The sequence below is a fragment of the Streptomyces sp. NPDC015144 genome, assembly GCF_043079735.1.
GTDB lineage: Bacteria > Actinomycetota > Actinomycetes > Streptomycetales > Streptomycetaceae > Streptomyces.
The window spans coordinates 280,886-298,244 of record NZ_JBIBUU010000006.1 but is presented as its reverse complement, the minus strand read 5'-3'; the positions used below and the strand labels follow the sequence as shown (position 1 = coordinate 298,244).

General features: G+C 73.3%; 13 protein-coding genes, 1 tRNA gene and 1 pseudogene. 5 read left to right on the top strand and 10 right to left on the bottom strand.

What is annotated here, in order from left to right; all coding sequences use genetic code 11:
* Window positions 1-155: 155 nt before the first annotated feature.
* From ACF08W_RS13825 to pgsA, 4 genes are all read right to left on the bottom strand, one after another.
* Window positions 156-701, bottom strand: coding sequence for a hypothetical protein (locus tag ACF08W_RS13825; protein ID WP_352277449.1), 546 nt, complete (start codon window positions 699-701; stop codon window positions 156-158).
* A 77-nt stretch (window positions 702-778) separates the two neighbouring features.
* On the bottom strand, window positions 779-1,939 hold the full coding sequence (locus ACF08W_RS13820; protein ID WP_392279338.1) for a glycosyltransferase family 4 protein: 1,161 nt from the start codon (window positions 1,937-1,939) through the stop codon (window positions 779-781).
* Window positions 1,936-2,871, bottom strand: a complete 936-nt coding sequence (locus tag ACF08W_RS13815; protein WP_392279337.1) for a phosphatidylinositol mannoside acyltransferase — start codon at window positions 2,869-2,871, stop codon at window positions 1,936-1,938. Before ACF08W_RS13815 ends, ACF08W_RS13820 begins: the two co-directional genes overlap by 4 nt.
* On the bottom strand, window positions 2,868-3,539 hold the full coding sequence (pgsA, locus tag ACF08W_RS13810) for a phosphatidylinositol phosphate synthase (protein ID WP_352277453.1): 672 nt from the start codon (window positions 3,537-3,539) through the stop codon (window positions 2,868-2,870). Before pgsA ends, ACF08W_RS13815 begins: the two co-directional genes overlap by 4 nt.
* 254 nt (window positions 3,540-3,793) lie before the next feature.
* Between pgsA and ACF08W_RS13805 the strand changes: the two genes are divergently transcribed.
* Together ACF08W_RS13805 and ACF08W_RS13800 are read left to right on the top strand one after the other, a co-directional pair.
* Entirely contained in the window at window positions 3,794-6,019 is a 2,226-nt protein-coding gene (locus ACF08W_RS13805; RefSeq protein ID WP_392279336.1) for an elongation factor G-like protein EF-G2, read from the top strand.
* Between the two features lie 147 nt (window positions 6,020-6,166).
* Complete coding sequence (locus tag ACF08W_RS13800) at window positions 6,167-7,837, top strand: hypothetical protein (protein WP_385210831.1); 1,671 nt, start codon at window positions 6,167-6,169, stop codon at window positions 7,835-7,837.
* 77 nt (window positions 7,838-7,914) lie between these two features.
* On the opposite strand, the gene ACF08W_RS13795 is transcribed toward ACF08W_RS13800, so the two are convergent.
* A complete protein-coding gene (locus tag ACF08W_RS13795; RefSeq protein ID WP_352277456.1) occupies window positions 7,915-8,475 on the bottom strand; it encodes an HIT domain-containing protein in 561 nt (186 codons plus the stop codon).
* Window positions 8,476-8,541: 66 nt separating this feature from the next.
* Here ACF08W_RS13795 and ACF08W_RS13790 point away from each other — a divergent pair, with 66 nt between their 5' ends.
* Window positions 8,542-9,219: a potassium channel family protein gene (locus ACF08W_RS13790; RefSeq protein ID WP_392279335.1), complete on the top strand. Its 678-nt coding sequence runs from the start codon at window positions 8,542-8,544 to the stop codon at window positions 9,217-9,219.
* 30 nt (window positions 9,220-9,249) lie between these two features.
* On the opposite strand, the gene thrS is transcribed toward ACF08W_RS13790, so the two are convergent.
* The 3 genes and pseudogenes from thrS to ACF08W_RS13775 all read right to left on the bottom strand — a co-directional run bounded on the left by thrS (window position 9,250) and on the right by ACF08W_RS13775 (window position 13,097).
* Entirely contained in the window at window positions 9,250-11,226 is a 1,977-nt protein-coding gene (gene thrS / locus ACF08W_RS13785; RefSeq protein ID WP_352277458.1) for a threonine--tRNA ligase, read from the bottom strand.
* Between the two features lie 106 nt (window positions 11,227-11,332).
* A pseudogene (locus ACF08W_RS13780) lies at window positions 11,333-12,513 on the bottom strand (hypothetical protein).
* Window positions 12,513-13,097: a DUF4365 domain-containing protein gene (locus ACF08W_RS13775; RefSeq protein WP_392279334.1), complete on the bottom strand. Its 585-nt coding sequence runs from the start codon at window positions 13,095-13,097 to the stop codon at window positions 12,513-12,515. The pseudogene ACF08W_RS13780 and the gene ACF08W_RS13775 overlap by 1 nt, the downstream one beginning before the upstream one ends.
* A gap of 193 nt (window positions 13,098-13,290) precedes the next feature.
* Between ACF08W_RS13775 and ACF08W_RS13770 the strand changes: the two genes are divergently transcribed.
* Window positions 13,291-14,016, top strand: coding sequence for a 3'-5' exonuclease (locus ACF08W_RS13770; RefSeq protein ID WP_385210821.1), 726 nt, complete (start codon window positions 13,291-13,293; stop codon window positions 14,014-14,016).
* Window positions 14,017-14,134: 118 nt separating this feature from the next.
* On the opposite strand, the gene ACF08W_RS13765 is transcribed toward ACF08W_RS13770, so the two are convergent.
* Together ACF08W_RS13765 and ACF08W_RS13760 are read right to left on the bottom strand one after the other, a co-directional pair.
* Window positions 14,135-14,206: transfer RNA gene (locus ACF08W_RS13765), tRNA-Val, on the bottom strand.
* Between the two features lie 39 nt (window positions 14,207-14,245).
* Window positions 14,246-14,692, bottom strand: a complete 447-nt coding sequence (locus ACF08W_RS13760; protein ID WP_385210818.1) for an SRPBCC family protein — start codon at window positions 14,690-14,692, stop codon at window positions 14,246-14,248.
* An 83-nt stretch (window positions 14,693-14,775) separates the two neighbouring features.
* Between ACF08W_RS13760 and ACF08W_RS13755 the strand changes: the two genes are divergently transcribed.
* Window positions 14,776-17,256 (top strand): SCO7613 C-terminal domain-containing membrane protein, encoded by a 2,481-nt coding sequence (locus ACF08W_RS13755; protein WP_392279333.1) that lies wholly within the window; start codon window positions 14,776-14,778, stop codon window positions 17,254-17,256.
* Window positions 17,257-17,359 lie beyond the last annotated feature (103 nt).

Here is a 17,359-nt window from a genome sequence, read left to right as displayed (position 1 = left end):
CTGGGAGAAAAGTTGCCGAAACGCACGGGTTGGTGCGGTCCTGAGCAAACTCTCCGGGAACAGTCCACTGCAAGGGCCAATAGTGGGCCGGTGGATCGTTTTGGCCGGGCATGGACGGCGATGTGGCCCCCGTCACGCGGGAAGTGGCCGTCCGGTCAGCTGCCGGGTCGGTCCGCCAGGGCCGTCGGGGGTTCGTCGTCCATCTCGAAGGCCAGGGGGAAGGGCGCGTGGCCGGCCAGCCGGAACCACCGCACCTTGCGGTGGCGGCGCAGGGCGCGGGCCGCGCGCACCGCGTCGTTGTGGAACCGCCGGGCCATCGGGACGCGGCGGGCGGCGGCGGCCAGTTCGAGCGCCGTCTCCTCGCCGCCGGGGATCTCCTTGACGGCCTCCACCTGCTCCGGTTCACCGAAGACCGCCCGCAGCGCGGCGCTCAGTTCGCTCTCGGCCACCTCGCGCTGCTCCCCCTCCGCCTGGCGGGCCGCGTGCGCGGCCTCGTACAGGACGATGGAGGCGGCGGGGTCGAGGACGCCGGACGTGGCGAGTTCCTGCGTCACCGAGGCGCGGCGCAGGAGCTGCGCGTCGAGGGCGGCCCGGGCGGCGTCGATCCGGGTGTGCAGGCGGTCCAGTCGGCCGGCGGTCCAGCTGAGGTACATGCCGGTCGCGACGACCGCGACCACGATCCAGAAGAGGGTTTCGATCACGGGCGGCAAGGCTACCGCCGGGGCGCGGGCGGCGTGCCGGGGCGGCCCCGACCCAGGCCCCGGCCCGCGCCCGCCTCCTACTCGCGGGTCAGGCCGAAGCGGGCGCGCAGGCCGGTGCGTTCGTCGGCGGCCACCGAGGCCGCCCCGTCCGTCACCGTCTCGTACACCGCGAGGATGTCCGCGCCGACCGTCGACCAGTCGAACCGCCGTACGTGCGCGGCGCCCCGCCCGCTCAGGCCGGCGCGCCGCTCCTCGTCGCCGAGCAGCCGGATCGCGGCGGCGGCCAGCGCGTCCGCGTCCTCGTTGGCGAACAGCTCGCCCGCCGCGCCCTGGTCCAGCACCTGCGCGAAGGCGTCCAGGTCGCTGGCGAGGACCGGGGCCCCGGCCGACATCGCCTCGACCAGGATGATCCCGAAGCTCTCGCCGCCGGTGTTGGGCGCGACGTACACGTCGACGCTGCGCAGCAGCCGTGCCTTGTCCTCGTCGCTCACCATGCCGAGGAACTCGACCCGCTCGCGCATCTCCTTCGGCAGCGGGGCGACCGCCTCCTCCTCGTCCCCCCGGCCCGCGACCAGCAGCCGGGTCCCGGGGCGGGCGGCGAGGATCGCGGGCAGCGCCCGCATCAGGACGGGCAGGCCCTTGCGGGGCTCGTCGATCCGGCCGATGAACCCGATCGTCCCGCCCTGCCACTCGGCCCGGGGCTCGGCACCGGCGAAGAAGCCGACGTCGACCCCGTTCGGGATGACCACCGCGTCGCCGCCGAGGTGTTCGACCAGGGTGCGGCGGGCGTACTCGCTCACCGCGATGCGCGCGCTGATCTTCTCCAGGGCGGGCTGGAGGATCGGGTACGCGGCGATCATGGCCCGGGAGCGCGGGTTGGAGGTGTGGAACGTGGCGACGATCGGCCCCTGGGCGGCCCAGCAGGCGAGCAGCCCGAGCGAGGGCGAGGTCGGCTCGTGGATGTGGATCACGTCGAAGGTGCCGTCGTGGAGCCAGCGGCGCACCCGGGCCGCCGACAGGAAGCCGAAGTTCAGCCGGGCCACCGAGCCGTTGTACGGGACGGGCACGGCGCGGCCCGCCGACACCACGTACGACGGCAGCGGGGTCTCGTCGTCGGCGGGGGCGAGGACGGAGACCCGGTGGCCCAGCCGGATCAGGTGCTCGGCGAGGTCGCGGATGTGGAACTGCACGCCGCCCGGTACGTCCCAGGAGTACGGGCAGACGATGCCGATCTTCACCTCGGGTCCTCCCGGGTCTCCAGATCGGCGAGCCAGAGCCGTTGCAGCATGTGCCAGTCCTCCGGATGGTCGGCGATTCCGACGGCGAAGGCGTCGGCCAGCGCCTGGGTCATCGAGGACGTCCGCTGGGCGCGGGTGCCAGCGTCCGGCACCTCGACCGGCTCGTGGATGCGGCCCTTCATGACCGGCGTGCCGTCGTAGCCGAGGGTCACGGGGAGCAGCAGCGCGCCGGTCTGCTGGGCCAGCAGCGCGGGGCCTGCGGGCATCCGCGCGGTGTCGCCGAAGAACGTCACCTCGACGCCGGAGGCGGACAGGTCGCGGTCGGCGACCAGGCAGACCAGCCCGCCCGCGCGCAGCCGCCGGGCCAGGGTGCCGAAGGCGGCGCCGCCGCTGTGCGGCAGGACCTCCATGCCGAGGCCCTCGCGGTAGGCGACGAAGCGGTCGTACAGCGTCTCGGGCTTCAGACGCTCGGCGACGGTGGTGAACGGCACCTTGAGGTCGGTGGTGACCCAGGCGCCCGCCAGGTCCCAGTTGGCCAGGTGCGGCAGGGCGAGGATGACGCCGCGCCCGGCGTCGAGGCCGTCGGTGAGCCGGTGCGCGCCGGTCACGTCGATGGAGGCCTTGATCCGTTCCGGGCTCCAGGTGGGCAGTCGGAAGGACTCCATCCAGTAGCGCATGTACGAGCGCATTCCGGCGCGGGAGAGCTCGGCCAGCCGGGCCGGGGACGCGTCGGGGACGACCCGGGCGAGGTTGGACTCCAGTCGCAGCACGCCCTTGCCGCGCCGCTTCCAGACCTGGTCGGCGAGGGTGCGGAAGAGGGTGCGGGCGGCCGGTTCGGGGAGCTTCTTGACGGCCGTCCAGCCGAGCCCGTAGAGCCCGTCGGTCAGCCGGTCCCGCAGGCCGGAGCGCCCGTGGTCCGGATCCTCGCTCACCGGGCGGTCCCGCTCCCCGGGGCGGCGGCCGCGTCGGCGGCATCGGCCTCGGCGGCCTCGCGGCGTACCGTGACGACCCGCTGCACGAGCGTGATCAGGCTGCCCACGGCGACGATCCACAGCGCGATCGGGAGCAGCACCTGGACGCCCGGGACACCGAACGCGTGGAGACCGGCGAGCCCGGCCGCGACCAGCGAGATCACCAGCCGCTCGGCGCGCTCGACGAGACCGTTGACCGCGACCGGCAGGCCGATCGACTCGCCGCGCGCCTTGGTGTACGAGACCACCTGGCCGCTGGCCAGGCAGAAGATCGCGACGGCGCAGAGGGTGTTGTCGTCGCCGTTGCCCGCGTACCAGAGCGCGAACCCGCCGAAGATCGCTCCGTCGGCGACCCGGTCGAGCGTCGAGTCGAGGAAGGCGCCCCAGCGGCTGGAGATCCCGGCCTGACGGGCCATGTTGCCGTCGACGAGGTCGGAGAAGACGAAGATCGTGATGACGATCGTGCCCCAGAAGAACTCCCCCATGGGGAAGAAGACCAGCGCACCTGCCATCACCCCGGCCGTGCCGATGAGAGTGACCGCGTCGGGGCTCACGCCGAGACGGAGCAGCAGTGCGGCGAACGGTGTGAGGACACGCGTAAAAAATGCACGCGCGTACTTGTTCAGCATGGCCTTCCCGAGGGTCGGTGGGCCGAGCGGCCCCTACGGCCACCGGCTGGCCCATCGTAGTCACGCCCGCCGGGCTCCACCCTCCGGGCACCCGGCCGCGCGCCGCGGGGTGCTTTGGATGGACGCGTACCGGTCCGAGTGGAAAGCTCGAATTACCGCGGATTCCGTCCGGCCGCCGCGGCGGAACCGCGCTCCCGGACCTTTCCGCATCGGATCTTCCCCCGCTCCGCGCCATCAGCCGGGAGGTACGCATCATGGGCGACAGAGGACACGCGCACACCGGGGCCGCCGGCAGGGCGACGGCGGCCGACCGGCCCTCGTCCGTACGGAACGTGGTGCTGGTCGGCCCCAGCGGCTCGGGCAAGACCACCCTCGTCGAGGCCCTCGCGCAGACCGCCGGCGCGGTCAACCGGGCCGGCCGGGTCGAGGACGGTGCCACCGTCTCCGACTACGACGAGATCGAGCACCGCAGGCAGCGCTCCGTACAGCTCTCCCTGGTCCCCGTCGAGTGGGGCGGGTACCGGATCAATCTGCTGGACACCCCCGGGTACGCCGATTTCGTCGGGGAGCTGCGGGCGGGCCTGCGGGCGGCGGACGCGGCCCTGTTCGTCGTGTCGGCCGCCCAGGAGGCCCAGGCGGTGGGGGACAACGCCCGCGCCGCGTGGGAGGAGTGCGCCGCGGTCGGGATGCCGCGCGCCGTCGTCGTCACCCACCTCGACACGGCGCGGACCCCGTTCGACGCGATGACCCGGCTCTGCGGGGAGATCTTCGGCGGCGACGACCCCGACGCGGTGCTCCCGCTCTATCTGCCCGTCCACGGTCCCGAGAGCGCCGACGGGCACGCCCCGCTCATCGGGCTCACCGGGCTCCTCACCGAACGGTTCCTCGACTACTCCTCGGGCGAGCGCCTGGAGCGCCCGCCCGAGGAGGGCCGCCGGGACACGCTGCGGAAGGCCCGCGACCGGCTCATCGAGGGGATCATCGCGGAGAGCGAGGACGAGACCCTGATGGACCGCTACCTCGACGGGGCCCCGGTGGACGTCGCCACGCTCCTCGGCGACCTGGAGCGCGCCGTGGCCCGGGGCACCTTCCACCCCGTGCTCGCAGCGGCCCCGGCCGCCGAGGGGGCCCGCCAGGGCGTCGGCTCGGTGGAGCTGCTGGAGCTGATCACCGGCGGCCTCCCGGCCCCGCCGGAGCGCCCGCTGCCCGGGGTGACCCCGCTGCACGGGGCGGCGCGGCCGGACCTGGTCTGCGATCCGGACGGCCCGCTGGTCGCCGAGGTCGTCAAGACGGCCACCGATCCGTACGTCGGCCGGATGTCGCTCGTCCGGGTCTTCTCCGGCACGCTCCGCGCCGACGAGACCGTCCAGGTGCTCGGCCGCGGTCTCACCGGTCCGGGGCACGCTCCCCTCCCCTTCCACGAGGCGGAGGTGCGGGTCGGTGCCCTCTCCACCCCCTTCGGCAAGCAGCAGCGTCCGCGTGAGAGGTGCATGGCGGGCGATCTGGTCGGGGTCGCCCGGCTCGGCGGCGCCGAGACCGGGGACACCCTGACCGACCCGGCCCTGCCGCTGATGCTGGAGCCCTGGACCGTGCCGGACCCGTTGCTGCCGCTCGCCGTCGAGGCCCACGGCAAGGCGGACGAGGACAAGCTGTCCCAGGGGCTCGCCCGGCTGGTCGCCGAGGACCCGACCATGCGCCTGGAACAGAACCAGGACACCCACCAGGTGGTCCTGTGGTGTCTCGGCGAGGCCCACCAGGACGTGGCGCTGGACCGGCTGCGCAACCGCTACGGGGTCCACGTCGACGCCGTACCGCACCGGGTGGCGTTCCGCGAGACCTTCGCCGCCCCGTCGGCTGGGCGCGGCCGTCATGTGAAGCAGTCCGGCGGCCACGGCCAGTACGCCGTCTGCGAGATCGAGGTGGAGCCGCTGCCCCCGGGCTCGGGCATCGAGTTCGTGAACCGGGTGGTGGGCGGCGCGGTGCCCCGCCCATTCGTCCAGTCCGTCGAGAAGGGGGTGCGCGCCCAGGCGGCCCGCGGGGTGGCGAGCGGCCATCCGCTCGTCGACGTACGGATCACGCTGCGGGACGGCAAGGCCCACTCGGTGGACTCCTCCGACGCCGCCTTCCAGACGGCGGGCGCGCTGGCGCTGCGCGAGGCGGCCGCAGCGGCCCGTGTCCAGCTGCTCGAACCGGTCGCCGAGGTCACGGTCCTGGTCCCGGACGACTACGTGGGGCCGGTGATGAGCGACCTGTCCGGGCGGCGCGGCCGGGTGGTCGGCACCGAGCAGTCCGGGCCGGGCCGCACCCTGGTGCGGGCCGAGGTGCCCGAGCTGGAGATCGACCGGTACGCGGTCGACCTGCGAGCCCTCACCCATGGCGCCGGCCGGTTCGACCGGGCGTACGCCCGACACGAACCGATGCCCCCGCACCTCGCCGAACGCCTCCGGGACCAGCGGGCGGGCGCCCCCGGCGACAACTGAACCGGCCGCGCCGTCCGCCTTTGTCCACGGGGCGGACGGCGTGGCGATCCGGACGATACTCTGTGGTCCCAGCTCAGAAAGTGTGCCGAGCACGGCAGTTGGGAAACAGCCGCAGGAGCAGTTCCTCGGCGGCGAGTGGGGGCGACAGTGGCCAGCGACGGATTCGATTTCTCTCCCGGAGCGCAGATCCCGCTCCAGGGATCGGGCGGGCAGGCAGTGGTGACGAATGCCCTCGCCTCGGCGGCGTACCGGGACAGCCCGGTGGAGAAGATCCTTGAAGCCAACAACGAGTGGCACAAGTCCGAAGTCAAGGTGGGCCGTTCCAAGTTCCTCAAGTCCGACTACTTCAAGCCGAATTTCGGTGAGGCGTTCTCCCGCGCCGTCCAGGAGCGCATGCTGGGCGGCGCCCGCAAGGCCCTCATCCAGTCCTTCGGAACCGACCCGCAGACCGTCGTCGAGCACTGTCTGGCCGCGTCCCGTCTCCGCAAGAGCCGCGACACCAAACTCACCGTCATCACAGCCGTGTTCGGCCTCCTCTTCCTCCCCGGCATGCTGATGTGGATCATCGCGTTCCGGCTGCGCGACTCCCTCGCCAAGACCTCGGACAAGGTGCTCTCCGCGTTGGGCAACGCCATGCTCCCGATCATCGGGATCGTGGCGCTGATCGCCGTGGTCAACGTGGATCTCCACAACTTCCTGGCGATCTACGTCCTGCTGGCCATCGTCGCCCCGGTCGTCGGCTGGTATCTCGCCAAGCAGGTGGCCGAGGCGTCCGCCAAGGACATGCGGGCCCGCTGGGAGGGGCTGCTCTCCGGCGGCGGCGTCACCGCCAAGATCCCCGAGGCGGTGCCGAAGAACCCCAGCGAGACCTCCCGCGAGGCGCTCCGCCAGGGCCTGGAGAAGCTCACCGCCGAGCAGCACTCCAACTCGGTCTTCTACGCGGGCCCCAAGGGCATCCTCGGCATGGGGACCCGCTGGGGGAGCTGGCAGCTGGCCGAGGAGCTCGTCTCCAAGGAGCCCGGCAAGGAGTTCCACCAGTTCCGCAGCTGGGACGTGATCCGGGCGATCCACGACCAGCTCAAGATGCTGGAGCGCGGCCCGCTGAACACCGGGGGGTTCCCCAAGCCGTCGGTCACCCACTGGATCGTCTCCCCCGTCGGCGAGAACGCGGACTCGGTCTCCCGGCCGGCCGGTGAGGACGTCGCCACCTTCCAGGTCAAGCCGCACGAGATACAGCGGATCTGCAACCACCAGCAGTTCGGCGGCGGCAACCGGCACTACCTGGGCGTCCAGTTCGTCCTCTGGGACGGGCAGTTGATCATCACCATGATGATCACGGTCACGGTGCTCCACGAGACGCTGCGCATCGAGGTGACCGGACACGCGCTCGGCCCGGTCCACTCGCTCTTCACCAGCAAGCCCTCGGCCCCGTCCAAGACGGTCAACAAGACGGTGCGTTTCTGGGAGACCCGGGACATCAAGCTGCCGCTGGTGGAGTCCAGCGAGGTGGTCCGCCTCGCCCTGCGCGCCCCGCTCACCTGGTATCCGCCGCTGCTGGACTACCTGGGCGGGAAGATCGCCCTGCCCGAGCCCTTCGGCCTGCGGCACGCCTGGGCCGAGCAGCCGTGGCGCCACCGCTTCATGGCGGACGACGCGATGCGCGCCGCGACGCCCGTGCTGCGCGCCGTGCACAACGCCGCGCTGCGGGTCCTCTCGGAGAACGGCGTCGACACCGAGCGCTTCGACAACCGCTCGATGGTGCTCAGCGGCGCCGTGCAGGACCCGAGCCCGCGCAAGGCCGACCTGTACGACGCGTAGCAGGCACGACGAAAAGCCCGAAGGCCGTCCCCCTCCCCCCGGGGGGAGGCCTCCGGGCCTTTCGTACGCCGGTCCCGTCAGCCGACCGGCCAGGCGTCGGCCAGCATCTTGCGCGTGTCCGCGAGCAGCTGCGGCAGCACCTTCGTGTGCCCGACGACGGGCATGAAGTTGGTGTCCCCGCCCCAGCGCGGCACCAGGTGCTGGTGCAGATGGGCCGCGATGCCCGCGCCCGCGACCGCTCCCTGGTTCATGCCGATGTTGAATCCGTGCGCCCCGGAGGCCGCCCGCAGCGCCACCATGGCCCGCTTGGTGAAGTCGGCCAGCTCCATGGTCTCCGGCCCGTCCAGCTCGGTGTAGTCGGCCACGTGCCGGTAGGGCACCACCATCAGGTGGCCGCCGTTGTACGGGTAGAGGTTCAGCACCGCGTAGACGTGCGTCCCGCGGGCGACGACGAGCCCGTCCTCGTCCGAACCCGACGGGATGCCGCAGAACGGACAGCCGTCGCCGGCCTCCGGGCCGGTCGGCTTGTTCTCCCCCTGGATGTACGCCATCCGGTGGGGCGTCCACAGGCGCTGGAACGCGTCGGGCGTCCCCACTCCGATCTGCTGTTCCGGCTCACTCGTCATGCGGATCAGCATATTGCTTCACTCCCCGGGCGCGTGTCGTCGGGGGCGCACCCACCGTCGCGAGGCGATGCTGAGGCGATGAGCGCCCCGCCCGCCGACTCCGCCCCGCCCCGTCTCCGGCGCTGGGAGCAGCGCAGCGAGGTGCCGCTCTTCGGCGTCTCGCTGCTCTTCCTGCTCGGCTACGCGCTCCATGTCCTCGCGCCCGAGAGCCTGGGGGCCCTGCGGGATCTCGGCCTCGCCCTGGTCGGGGCCTGCTGGCTGGTCTTCGCGGCGGACTACGTGGTACGGCTGCGGTTCAGCGGCCTCGGGCACCGTTTCGTCCGGGTGCACTGGCTGGACACCCTGGTGCTGCTGCTTCCGCTGCTGCGGCCGCTGCGTCTGATCCACATCTACACGGTGGTCCAGCAGGGCCGGGAGAAGCCGCGCCTGAGCCTGTACGCCCGGGTGATCGGCTACGCGGGGACGGCCGCCCTGCTGCTCGGGTTCTCCGCCGCGCTGACCGTCTACCACCTGGAGCACCGGGCGCCCGGGACCACGATCCACACCTTCGGGGACGCCGTCTGGTGGGCCTGCGAGACGCTGACGACCGTGGGGTACGGGGACGCGGTGCCGGTCACGGCGGGCGGCCGGACCGTGGCGTCGGGGCTGATGCTGTGCGGGCTGGCACTGCTCGGGGCGGTGACGGGTTCGTTCTCGTCGTGGCTGATGCAGGTGTTCCGGCGGGAGGACGAGACGAGGCCCCCGGAGGGCGGATAGCGCTCCGGGGGCCTCGGGGCCGTCGTCGGGTCAGACCTGGACGCGGTCCTCCACGGCCTTGCGGATCTTGGCGAGGGCGTCCTCGACCGGGATGCCGTTCTCCTGCGAACCGTCGCGGTAGCGGAAGGAGACGGCACCGTTGGCCATGTCCTCGTCACCCGCGATGATCATGAAGGGCACCTTGGCCTTCTGCTGGTTGCGGATCTTCTTCTGCATCCGGTCGGAGGAGGCGTCGACCTCGACCCGGAGCCCCTGCTTGCGGGCCTTGGCCGCGAACTCCTGGAGGTACGGGACGTGCGCGTCGCCGATCGGGATGCCGACCGCCTGGACCGGGGCCAGCCAGACCGGGAAGGCGCCCGCGTAGTGCTCCAGGAGCACCGCGAAGAAGCGCTCGATGGAACCGAACAGGGCGCGGTGGATCATGACCGGGCGCTGCTTGGTGCCGTCCGGGCCGGTGTACTCCAGGTCGAAGCGCTCCGGCAGGTTGAAGTCGAGCTGCACGGTCGACATCTGCCAGGTGCGGCCGATGGCGTCCTTGCACTGGACCGAGATCTTCGGGCCGTAGAACGCGGCGCCGCCCGGGTCCGGGACCAGCGGCAGACCCTGCTTCTCGGCGACCTGGCGCAGCGTCTCGGTGGCCTCCTCCCAGATCTCGTCGGAGCCGACGAACTTCTCCGGGTCCTTGGTGGAGAGCTCCAGGTAGAAGTCGGTCAGACCGTAGTCGCGGAGCAGGTTGAGGACGAAGGTGAGCGTCCGGTCGAGCTCCTCGGCCATCTGCTCCTTGGTGCAGTAGATGTGCGCGTCGTCCTGCGTGAAGCCGCGCGAGCGGGTCAGGCCGTGCACCACGCCGGACTTCTCGTACCGGTACACCGTGCCGAACTCGAAGAGGCGCAGCGGGAGTTCACGGTAGGAGCGGCCGCGCGCGTCGAAGATCAGGTTGTGCATCGGGCAGTTCATCGGCTTGAGGTAGTAGTCCACCCCGTCGTCGAGCTGCATGGGGGGGTACATGCCGTCCGCGTACCAGTCCAGGTGGCCGGACTTCTCGAAGAGCTTGCCCTTGGTGGCGTGCGGGGAGTAGACGAACTCGTAGCCCTCCTCCTCGTGGCGGCGGCGCGAGTAGTCCTCCATGGCGCGGCGGATGATGCCGCCCTTGGGGTGGAAGACCGCGAGGCCGGGGCCGATCTCGTCGGGGAAGGAGAAGAGGTCCAGCTCGTTGCCGAGCTTGCGGTGGTCGCGCTTGGCGGCCTCCTCCAGGAACTCCAGGTGCGCCTTCAGCTCTTCCTTGGTGGGCCAGGCGGTGCCGTAGATGCGCTGGAGCATCGGGTTCTTCTCGCTGCCGCGCCAGTACGCCGCGGCGTTGCGCATCAGCTTGAACGCCGGGATGAACCGGGTGGTCGGCAGGTGCGGACCCCGGCAGAGGTCCTTCCAGCACAGCTCGCCGGTCTTCGGGTCGAGGTTGTCGTAGATGGTCAGCTCGCCGCCGCCCACCTCGACGTCCGCGCCGTCGTCCGAGGAGGCGGAGCCCTTGATCCCGATGAGCTCCAGCTTGTACGGCTCGGCGGCCAGCTCCTCGCGGGCGTCCTCGTCCGTGACGACCCGGCGGGAGAAACGCTGGCCGCGCTTCTGGATCTCCTGCATCTTCTTCTCGATGGCCTTGAGATCCTCGGGCGTGAACGGCTTCTCGACGTCGAAGTCGTAGTAGAAGCCGTCCTTGACCGGCGGGCCGATGCCCAGCTTGGCCTCGGGGAAGAGCTGCTGCACGGCCTGCGCCATCACATGGGCGGTGGAGTGCCGCAGGATGTTCAGACCGTCCTCGGAGGAGATCTCCACGGGCTCGACGACCTCGCCGTCGGCGACGGCGTACGCGAGGTCCTTCAGCTCACCGGCGACCCGGGCGGCGACGACGGTGCGCTCGCCGGCGAAGAGCTCGGCTGCCGTAGTGCCCGTCGTCACCACGCGCTCTTCCCGCTCGGAATCGCGTTGGATGGTCACACGGACGTCTGACACCGGTCTCTCCTGACTCAGGGGGCGCACCCGCATTCCTCTAGCGCGTGCCAGGGGAATCGTACCGAGCCGACGGCCTCCCGTGCGAAAAGGGCCGGGGCCGCCCCCTTCATTCGCCGCCGCAGGCCTCCTCGAAGCAGTCGAGGTTCTCGTGGAGGGACTTCATCAGCCGGTCCCGCTCCGCGTCGTCGACCCGTACGGGCACGACCTGCGCGGTCCGGGTCAGCCGGCGGAACCCGTCGTGGCTCTCCAGCCTGCCCTCCACCCGGATCGGCAGCCCCACCAGGTGGGCGTGGCCGGCGATCCGGTACGCCTCCTCGTCCAGTTCCAGCCGTACGTGCGGCACCTCGGCGCCCGCCAGCACCCGCAGCCGGACGATCCCGGGGCCGCCCGGCGCGGCCCTCCGCAGCCGGACGACGGCGCCGGTGACGCGGACGGTCTCGGGCGGCTCGTCCCTGAGGTAGCGGGCGCCCGCCCGGCGCAGCGCGGGCAGGTCGCCCGGGGAGAACTCCACCGGCTCGGGCCGGGCCGGGCAGCCCCCGGGCGGTCCGGCGACGGGCGCCCAGTCCAGCGTGATGCCCGCCCCCTCCGAGCCCCGTACGAGGGCGACGAGGGCCTGGGTCAGCTCCCGGCTGACGCCCGCCGCGACGGCCGTGTCGAAGGCTTCGAAGCCGCCGGTGGCGCGCTGGTAGTCCACGGCCTCGCGGGTGGCGTGCAGGGCCCGGTGGAGCCGGACGGCGACGGCCCGCCCGGAGGCGACCGGTACGAAGGCGGCGAGCTCGCGGCCGCCGGGCGCGGGCTCGACCAGCACGCCGTCGAGCGCGGCCCGCGCCCGGCGGCGGTGGCGCGCGCCGTGGTAGCCGGTGGTGGAACGCACAGCGAGGGCCCCGGCGAGCAGGATCTGCCGCGCGGCGGTGTGCAGCCGTTCCGCGCCGGTCCAGGCGGTCGCGCCCGCGACCGGTTCGGGGGCCTCCCGCCACCAGCGGATCTCGTCGCTGGGCACGGCGAGGGAGAGCAGGATCCCGCGGGCGGAGGGCAGCGCGCAGCGGGCGAGCGCGGTGAGCGCCTCGGCGAGGAGGTCCTCGCTGTCGGGGAAGGCGGTGGTGTCGGGGACCAGGAGGCTCGCCGCGCCCCCGGCGGGGCCCGGCGGCCGTAGCGTCCCGGGGTGCCGCCCCGGCGCAGCCAGCCGTGCCGGCCGAGCAGGGCGCCCAGGACGGCCGGGTCGACCCCGGCGGGGTCGGGGACGCCCACCGGGGGTGCCGCGCGGTTCCCGTCCGTCGGCCGGCGCATCAGGGCCTCCCTCCCGCCCCCACGCGGGCCATGATCCCGCAGAGCGCCCGCTCGTCGAAGATCCGTGAGGTCGGGACGCGCACGGTGGTCCGCCGCCGCCCGGTCACCGGGTGACCGGCCAGGTTGGTCCAGTAGCAGCAGTGCCGCAGGTCGAGCCGGTCGTGCCCGGCCCGCAGCCAGTCGTCCCGGCTGCGCGGCACGATCATCACGACGAGGATCTTGTGGACCGACACGGGGGTCCGGGCGAGCTTCACGAGATGGGCGTTGTCGAGTGTGAACGCGAACGTCGGTCCCGGCGGTCGCGGCGGTCGCGGCGGTCGCGGCGGAATCTGATAGGTGCACTTGAGCTGCACCTTGATGGTCACTTCGTCGTCCACGGCATGGCCGGGGGCTCCGTGGCTGACGTGCCAGTCGATGCCGTTGTCGGGGAAGGGCTGCGACAGGGAGCACCCCGCCGCCGCCGCGACCGCGTGCAGATAACCCACCTGGAGCGTCTCCATGCAGGCGGTGGTGGCGAGTGCGCCGCGCAGCGGTTCGGTCCGCTGGGGCAGCAGCCCGCTCGGTTCGGGCTTCGCGAGCGCCATGGCTGCGGGTGCCTTCCGGGCTGTGACGACCGGTTTCTCGGTTCTCGGGACGACGGGCAACTGCCTTGTCCCGCACCTGTGTTGTCACCGCACCGGACGGTCCGCAAACGGCGTATCAGGCAAAGGGCGCGGGTATCACCGAACCGGGCGGAGGAACAGCACCATCTGCCGTTCGGCTGCGAGGAGTTCGGGGATGACGTACTGGTACGAAGGACCACTGGCCGCATTCGACACCGAGACGACGGGCATCGACGTGGAGGGGGACCGGATCGTTTCGGCCGCCCTCATCGTCCAGGACATGGCGGGCGGCCGGATGCGCGTCACCCGCTGGCTGGTCAATCCGGGGGTGCCGGTGCCGCCCGCGGCGACCGCGATCCACGGGCTGACCGACGAGCACCTCCAGCACCACGGGCGCTGGCCGGCGCCGGTGATGGAGGAGGTGGCCCGCGCCCTGGCCGAGCAGTGCGCGGCCGGGCGCCCCCTCGTCGTGATGAACGCGCCGTTCGACCTGACCCTGCTGGACCGCGAGCTGAAGCGCCACCGCGCCTCCTCGCTGGGGACGTATGTGCAGAACTCCCCGCTGTGCGTGCTCGATCCGTACGTGCTCGACAAGCACCTGGACCGCTACCGCAAGGGCCGCCGCACCCTCACCGACCTCTGCGCGCTGTACGGCGTCGCCCTCGACGGCGCCCATGACGCCGAGGCCGACGCGACGGCCGCGCTGGAGCTGGTACGGGCGGTGGGGCGGCGGTTCTCCGCCCGCCTGGACCGGTTGAGCCCGTCGGAGCTGCACACCCTCCAGGCGGTCTGGCACGCGGCGCAGGCGCGCGGGCTGCAGGCGTGGTTCGCGAAGAACGGTGCGGCGGAGACGGTGGACCCGGCGTGGCCGCTGCGCCCGGCGCTCCCGACCGCCGCGTGACGGATCCGGGACCGTCCGGCCGTCCGGTTGCCCGTCCCACGAGCACAGGACCGGACCCGGATCCGGACACGCAGAAGCCGGTCCGTCGATGCTGCTGACGGACCGGCTTCTCCCGGTGTGGGCGATACTGGGTTCGAACCAGTGACCTCTTCGGTGTGAACGAAGCGCTCTCCCACTGAGCTAATCGCCCGGGAACGGGTTGAACCATACAGGGCTCGGCGGCTCCGGTTCAAACCGCGCCCAGCCTGCCCAGCAGCCCGCGCCGTCCGGCGCGCATCATCAGGGCGTGGTTGGCCCGGAACACCGGCCGTCCGGGCACCGCCAGGAGCCGCATCAGCCGCCTGCGCACCTCGACCTCCTGCTCGTAGACGGCCCGGCTGCCGCCGCCGTGCGCGGTCACCGTCCACCGGGCCCAGCCGACCAGGTCGCCGCCGAGCACGGCCTCCACGACCCGGGCCCGGGGGTCGCGGTGGCTCTCGCGGACGGTGACGACGAGTTCGTACGGGAGGAAGGCGCGGATCCGGGTGGTCCCGGTGGCCCCGTCGGCCGTGGCCACCGCGCGGAACTGCGGCCACCAGCACGGGTACCGGTCGGCCTGTTCGAGGATCGCGTACACGGTGTCGGGCGGGGCCGGCAGGTCCCAGGTGCTCATGAAGCGGTAGTGGTTCCAGTCCATGGGCCCAGTCTGCGGATACTCAGCCGGGGAACTGAGTATCCGAGCGCATGTACGAAACCGTGGCCGGCGCCACACTCACGTCCATGGAACATGTGCCGCCGCCCGCCGAGGAATTGGCGCTCCTCGACCGTGAACTGGCCCGGCTCGACGCCCGCCGGTCCCACCTGCTGGTCCGCCGGGCCTGGCTGCTGAGCGTGCTGACGCCGCCCGCCGCGCCGCCCGCACCGCACTTCGCCCCGTTCGGACCGCCCCCTCCGGCGCCGTTCGCGGTCCCCGCCGCCCGCGCCGGGAACGCCCCGGGCGGCGCGCAGAACGTGCTGCTGACCCTCGGCGGTCTCCTGCTGGCCGTCGCGGCCATCGCGTTCACCCTGGTGAGCTGGGGGCACATGGGGATCGCCGGGCGTTCGGCGGTGCTCGGCGCGGTGACGCTCGCGGCGCTCGCCGCCCCCGTCGCGCTGCTGCGCCGCGGGCTGTCCGCGACCGCGGAGTCGCTCGGTGCGCTGGCGTGCCTGCTGATGGTGCTCGACGCCTACGCGCTGCACCGGGTGGCGGTGCCGGAGGCCGGTGCGGCGGGGTTCACCGCGGCTTCCTCGGCGGTGCTCGCGGTGCTGTGGGGCGGGTACGGACTGCTTCTCGGACGGCTGCGGCTGCCCCTGCCGCTGGCCGTGGTGACCGCCCAGTTGCCGCTGGTGCTGTGGGCGTGGTCGGCGGGCGCGGGCGCCTCGGGGTTCGGCTGGGCGCTGCTGGGGACGGCGGCGCTGGACTGCGTGATCGCGGTGCGCGGCCGGGGCGACGCGGTCCGGATGACGGCCTGCGCGGGCGCCTGGACGACCGGGCTCTGGGGGCTGCTGGTGGCGCTGGCGCAGTCGGTGGCGGCCCGTTCGGTGCCGGACGCGCTGGAGCCGGCCGCACTGCTGCTCGCGGGGGCGGCGATCGCCCTCTTCGGGGCGTGGCGCGCTCCCCGGGGGCTCGCGGTGGCGGGCGGGGTGCTCGCCGGGCTGTGCGGGGTGGCCGCGGTGGGCGGGGTGCTCTGCGCCGGAATGGACCGGGGCTGGTCGGTGCCGGTGTACCTGCTGTGCGGCGCGGCCCTGCTGACGGCGGTGCGCGCGCCGCTGCCGGAGCCGGTCGGGCGGGGGCTGGGCTGGGCCGCCGCGTCGGTGGGTACGGCGGCGGTACTGGTCTCGGCGCCGCTGGCCGGGCTGTCGCTGCTGGGCCCGGTGTCGCAGCTGGGCCGGGTGTGGTCCGGGGCGCCCGACGGGGGTGTCCGGGGCGCGCTGGGCGTGACCGGTTCGGCGTGGTCCGCGACGGCCGCGGCCCCGGTGACGCTGCTGGCGGCGGCCGCGCTGCTGGGGGCCGCGTACCGCTGGTGGGACGGGCTGGTGCGGGTGGCCGGGCCGGTGCCGCGGCCGGGGCCCGGGGTGCGGGCGGCGGTGGGAGCCGTCGCCTCGGCCGTCTGCTGGGCGGGGCTCGTCACGCTTCCCGCGGTGCTGGGGTTCTCGTACCCGGCCGCCGTGGCCGCGCAGTCGGTGCTGGTGTGCGGAACGCTCGCCGTGGCGGTGACCCGGCTGCGCCGGGGTCCGGAGGCGGTGGGGTGGACGGCGCTGGTGAGCGGGCTGGCCGGAGCGGTCGGCGTGGGCTTCCTGTCGCTCGCCGAGGAGTCCGCGACGTACCCGGTGTTCGCGATGGCGCTGGTGGCGCTCGGAGCGGTCGCGGTGCTGCTCGACGGGCCGGTGGACGGGGCGTCGCGGGCCGCGCAGGCGGTGGCGGCGGGCGGGGCCGTGGTGTGCGCGACGGTGCTGGTCCGCGCGGCCGGGGCGTCGTGGGACCTGGCCGGCCACCGGGCGGCGCCCCTGCTGCTGGCGGTGACCGCGGTGACGGTGCTGCTCGGGGCCCGGCTGCGGAACCGCCCGGTGGCCCCGGTGATCGAGATCGCCGGTGCGGTGCCGGCCGTCCTGGCGGTCCTGATGGCCGCACCGGACCGGCCGTTCCTGGCGCTGGTGCTGGCGCTGTGCGGGGTACTGGCGGCGGGAACGGCGGTACGGGCCGAGCGACGGCCGGCGACCGGCCACCTGGCGGTGGCGCTGTTCGTCCTGGCCACCTGGGTGCGGCTGACGGCCTCGGGCGTGACGGCCCCGGAGGCGTACACGCTGCCGGTGACGGTGCCCGCCCTGGCGGTCGGGGTGCTGCGCCGGCGCCGCGACCCGTCGGCCTCGTCGTGGACGGCGTACGGGGCGGGTCTCGCCGCGACGCTGGTCCCGAGCCTCTTCGCGGCCTGGTTCGACCCGGACTGGCAGCGTCCGCTGCTGCTCGGCACGGCGGCGCTGGTGATCACCCTCGCGGGCGCCCGGCTGCGGCTCCAGGCCCTGCTGCTGCTCGGCGGCACGGTGCTGGCCCTGGACGCCGTGCACGAGTTGGCGCCGTACGTCGTCCAGGTCGTCGGCGCACTCCCCCGCTGGCTGCCGCCCGCCCTGGCCGGGGCGCTGCTGCTGGTGGTCGGGGCCACGTACGAGCAGCGGCTGCGCGACGCGCGGCGCCTGAAGGAGAGTGTGGGCCGCATGCGCTGACGGGGCGTCGTCCCGGGCGGGAAAGAAACACCACGGCGAACTCGCCCGGGAAATGCAGCAGTTCACGGAGGCCCCGGCCGATACGGAATTCTCCACGAACCGG

Excerpts from the sequence above, each read along its gene's own strand:
- pgsA (WP_352277453.1), bottom strand. The coding sequence starts at position 3,539 with ATGCTGAACAAGTACGCGCGTGCATTTTTTACGCGTGTCCTCACACCG.
- ACF08W_RS13805 (WP_392279336.1), top strand. The coding sequence starts at position 3,794 with ATGGGCGACAGAGGACACGCGCACACCGGGGCCGCCGGCAGGGCGACG.
- ACF08W_RS13795 (WP_352277456.1), bottom strand. The coding sequence starts at position 8,475 with ATGCTGATCCGCATGACGAGTGAGCCGGAACAGCAGATCGGAGTGGGG.
- ACF08W_RS13790 (WP_392279335.1), top strand. The coding sequence starts at position 8,542 with ATGAGCGCCCCGCCCGCCGACTCCGCCCCGCCCCGTCTCCGGCGCTGG.
- ACF08W_RS13775 (WP_392279334.1), bottom strand. The coding sequence starts at position 13,097 with ATGGCGCTCGCGAAGCCCGAACCGAGCGGGCTGCTGCCCCAGCGGACC.
- ACF08W_RS13770 (WP_385210821.1), top strand. The coding sequence starts at position 13,291 with ATGACGTACTGGTACGAAGGACCACTGGCCGCATTCGACACCGAGACG.
- ACF08W_RS13760 (WP_385210818.1), bottom strand. The coding sequence starts at position 14,692 with ATGGACTGGAACCACTACCGCTTCATGAGCACCTGGGACCTGCCGGCC.
- ACF08W_RS13755 (WP_392279333.1), top strand. The coding sequence starts at position 14,776 with ATGGAACATGTGCCGCCGCCCGCCGAGGAATTGGCGCTCCTCGACCGT.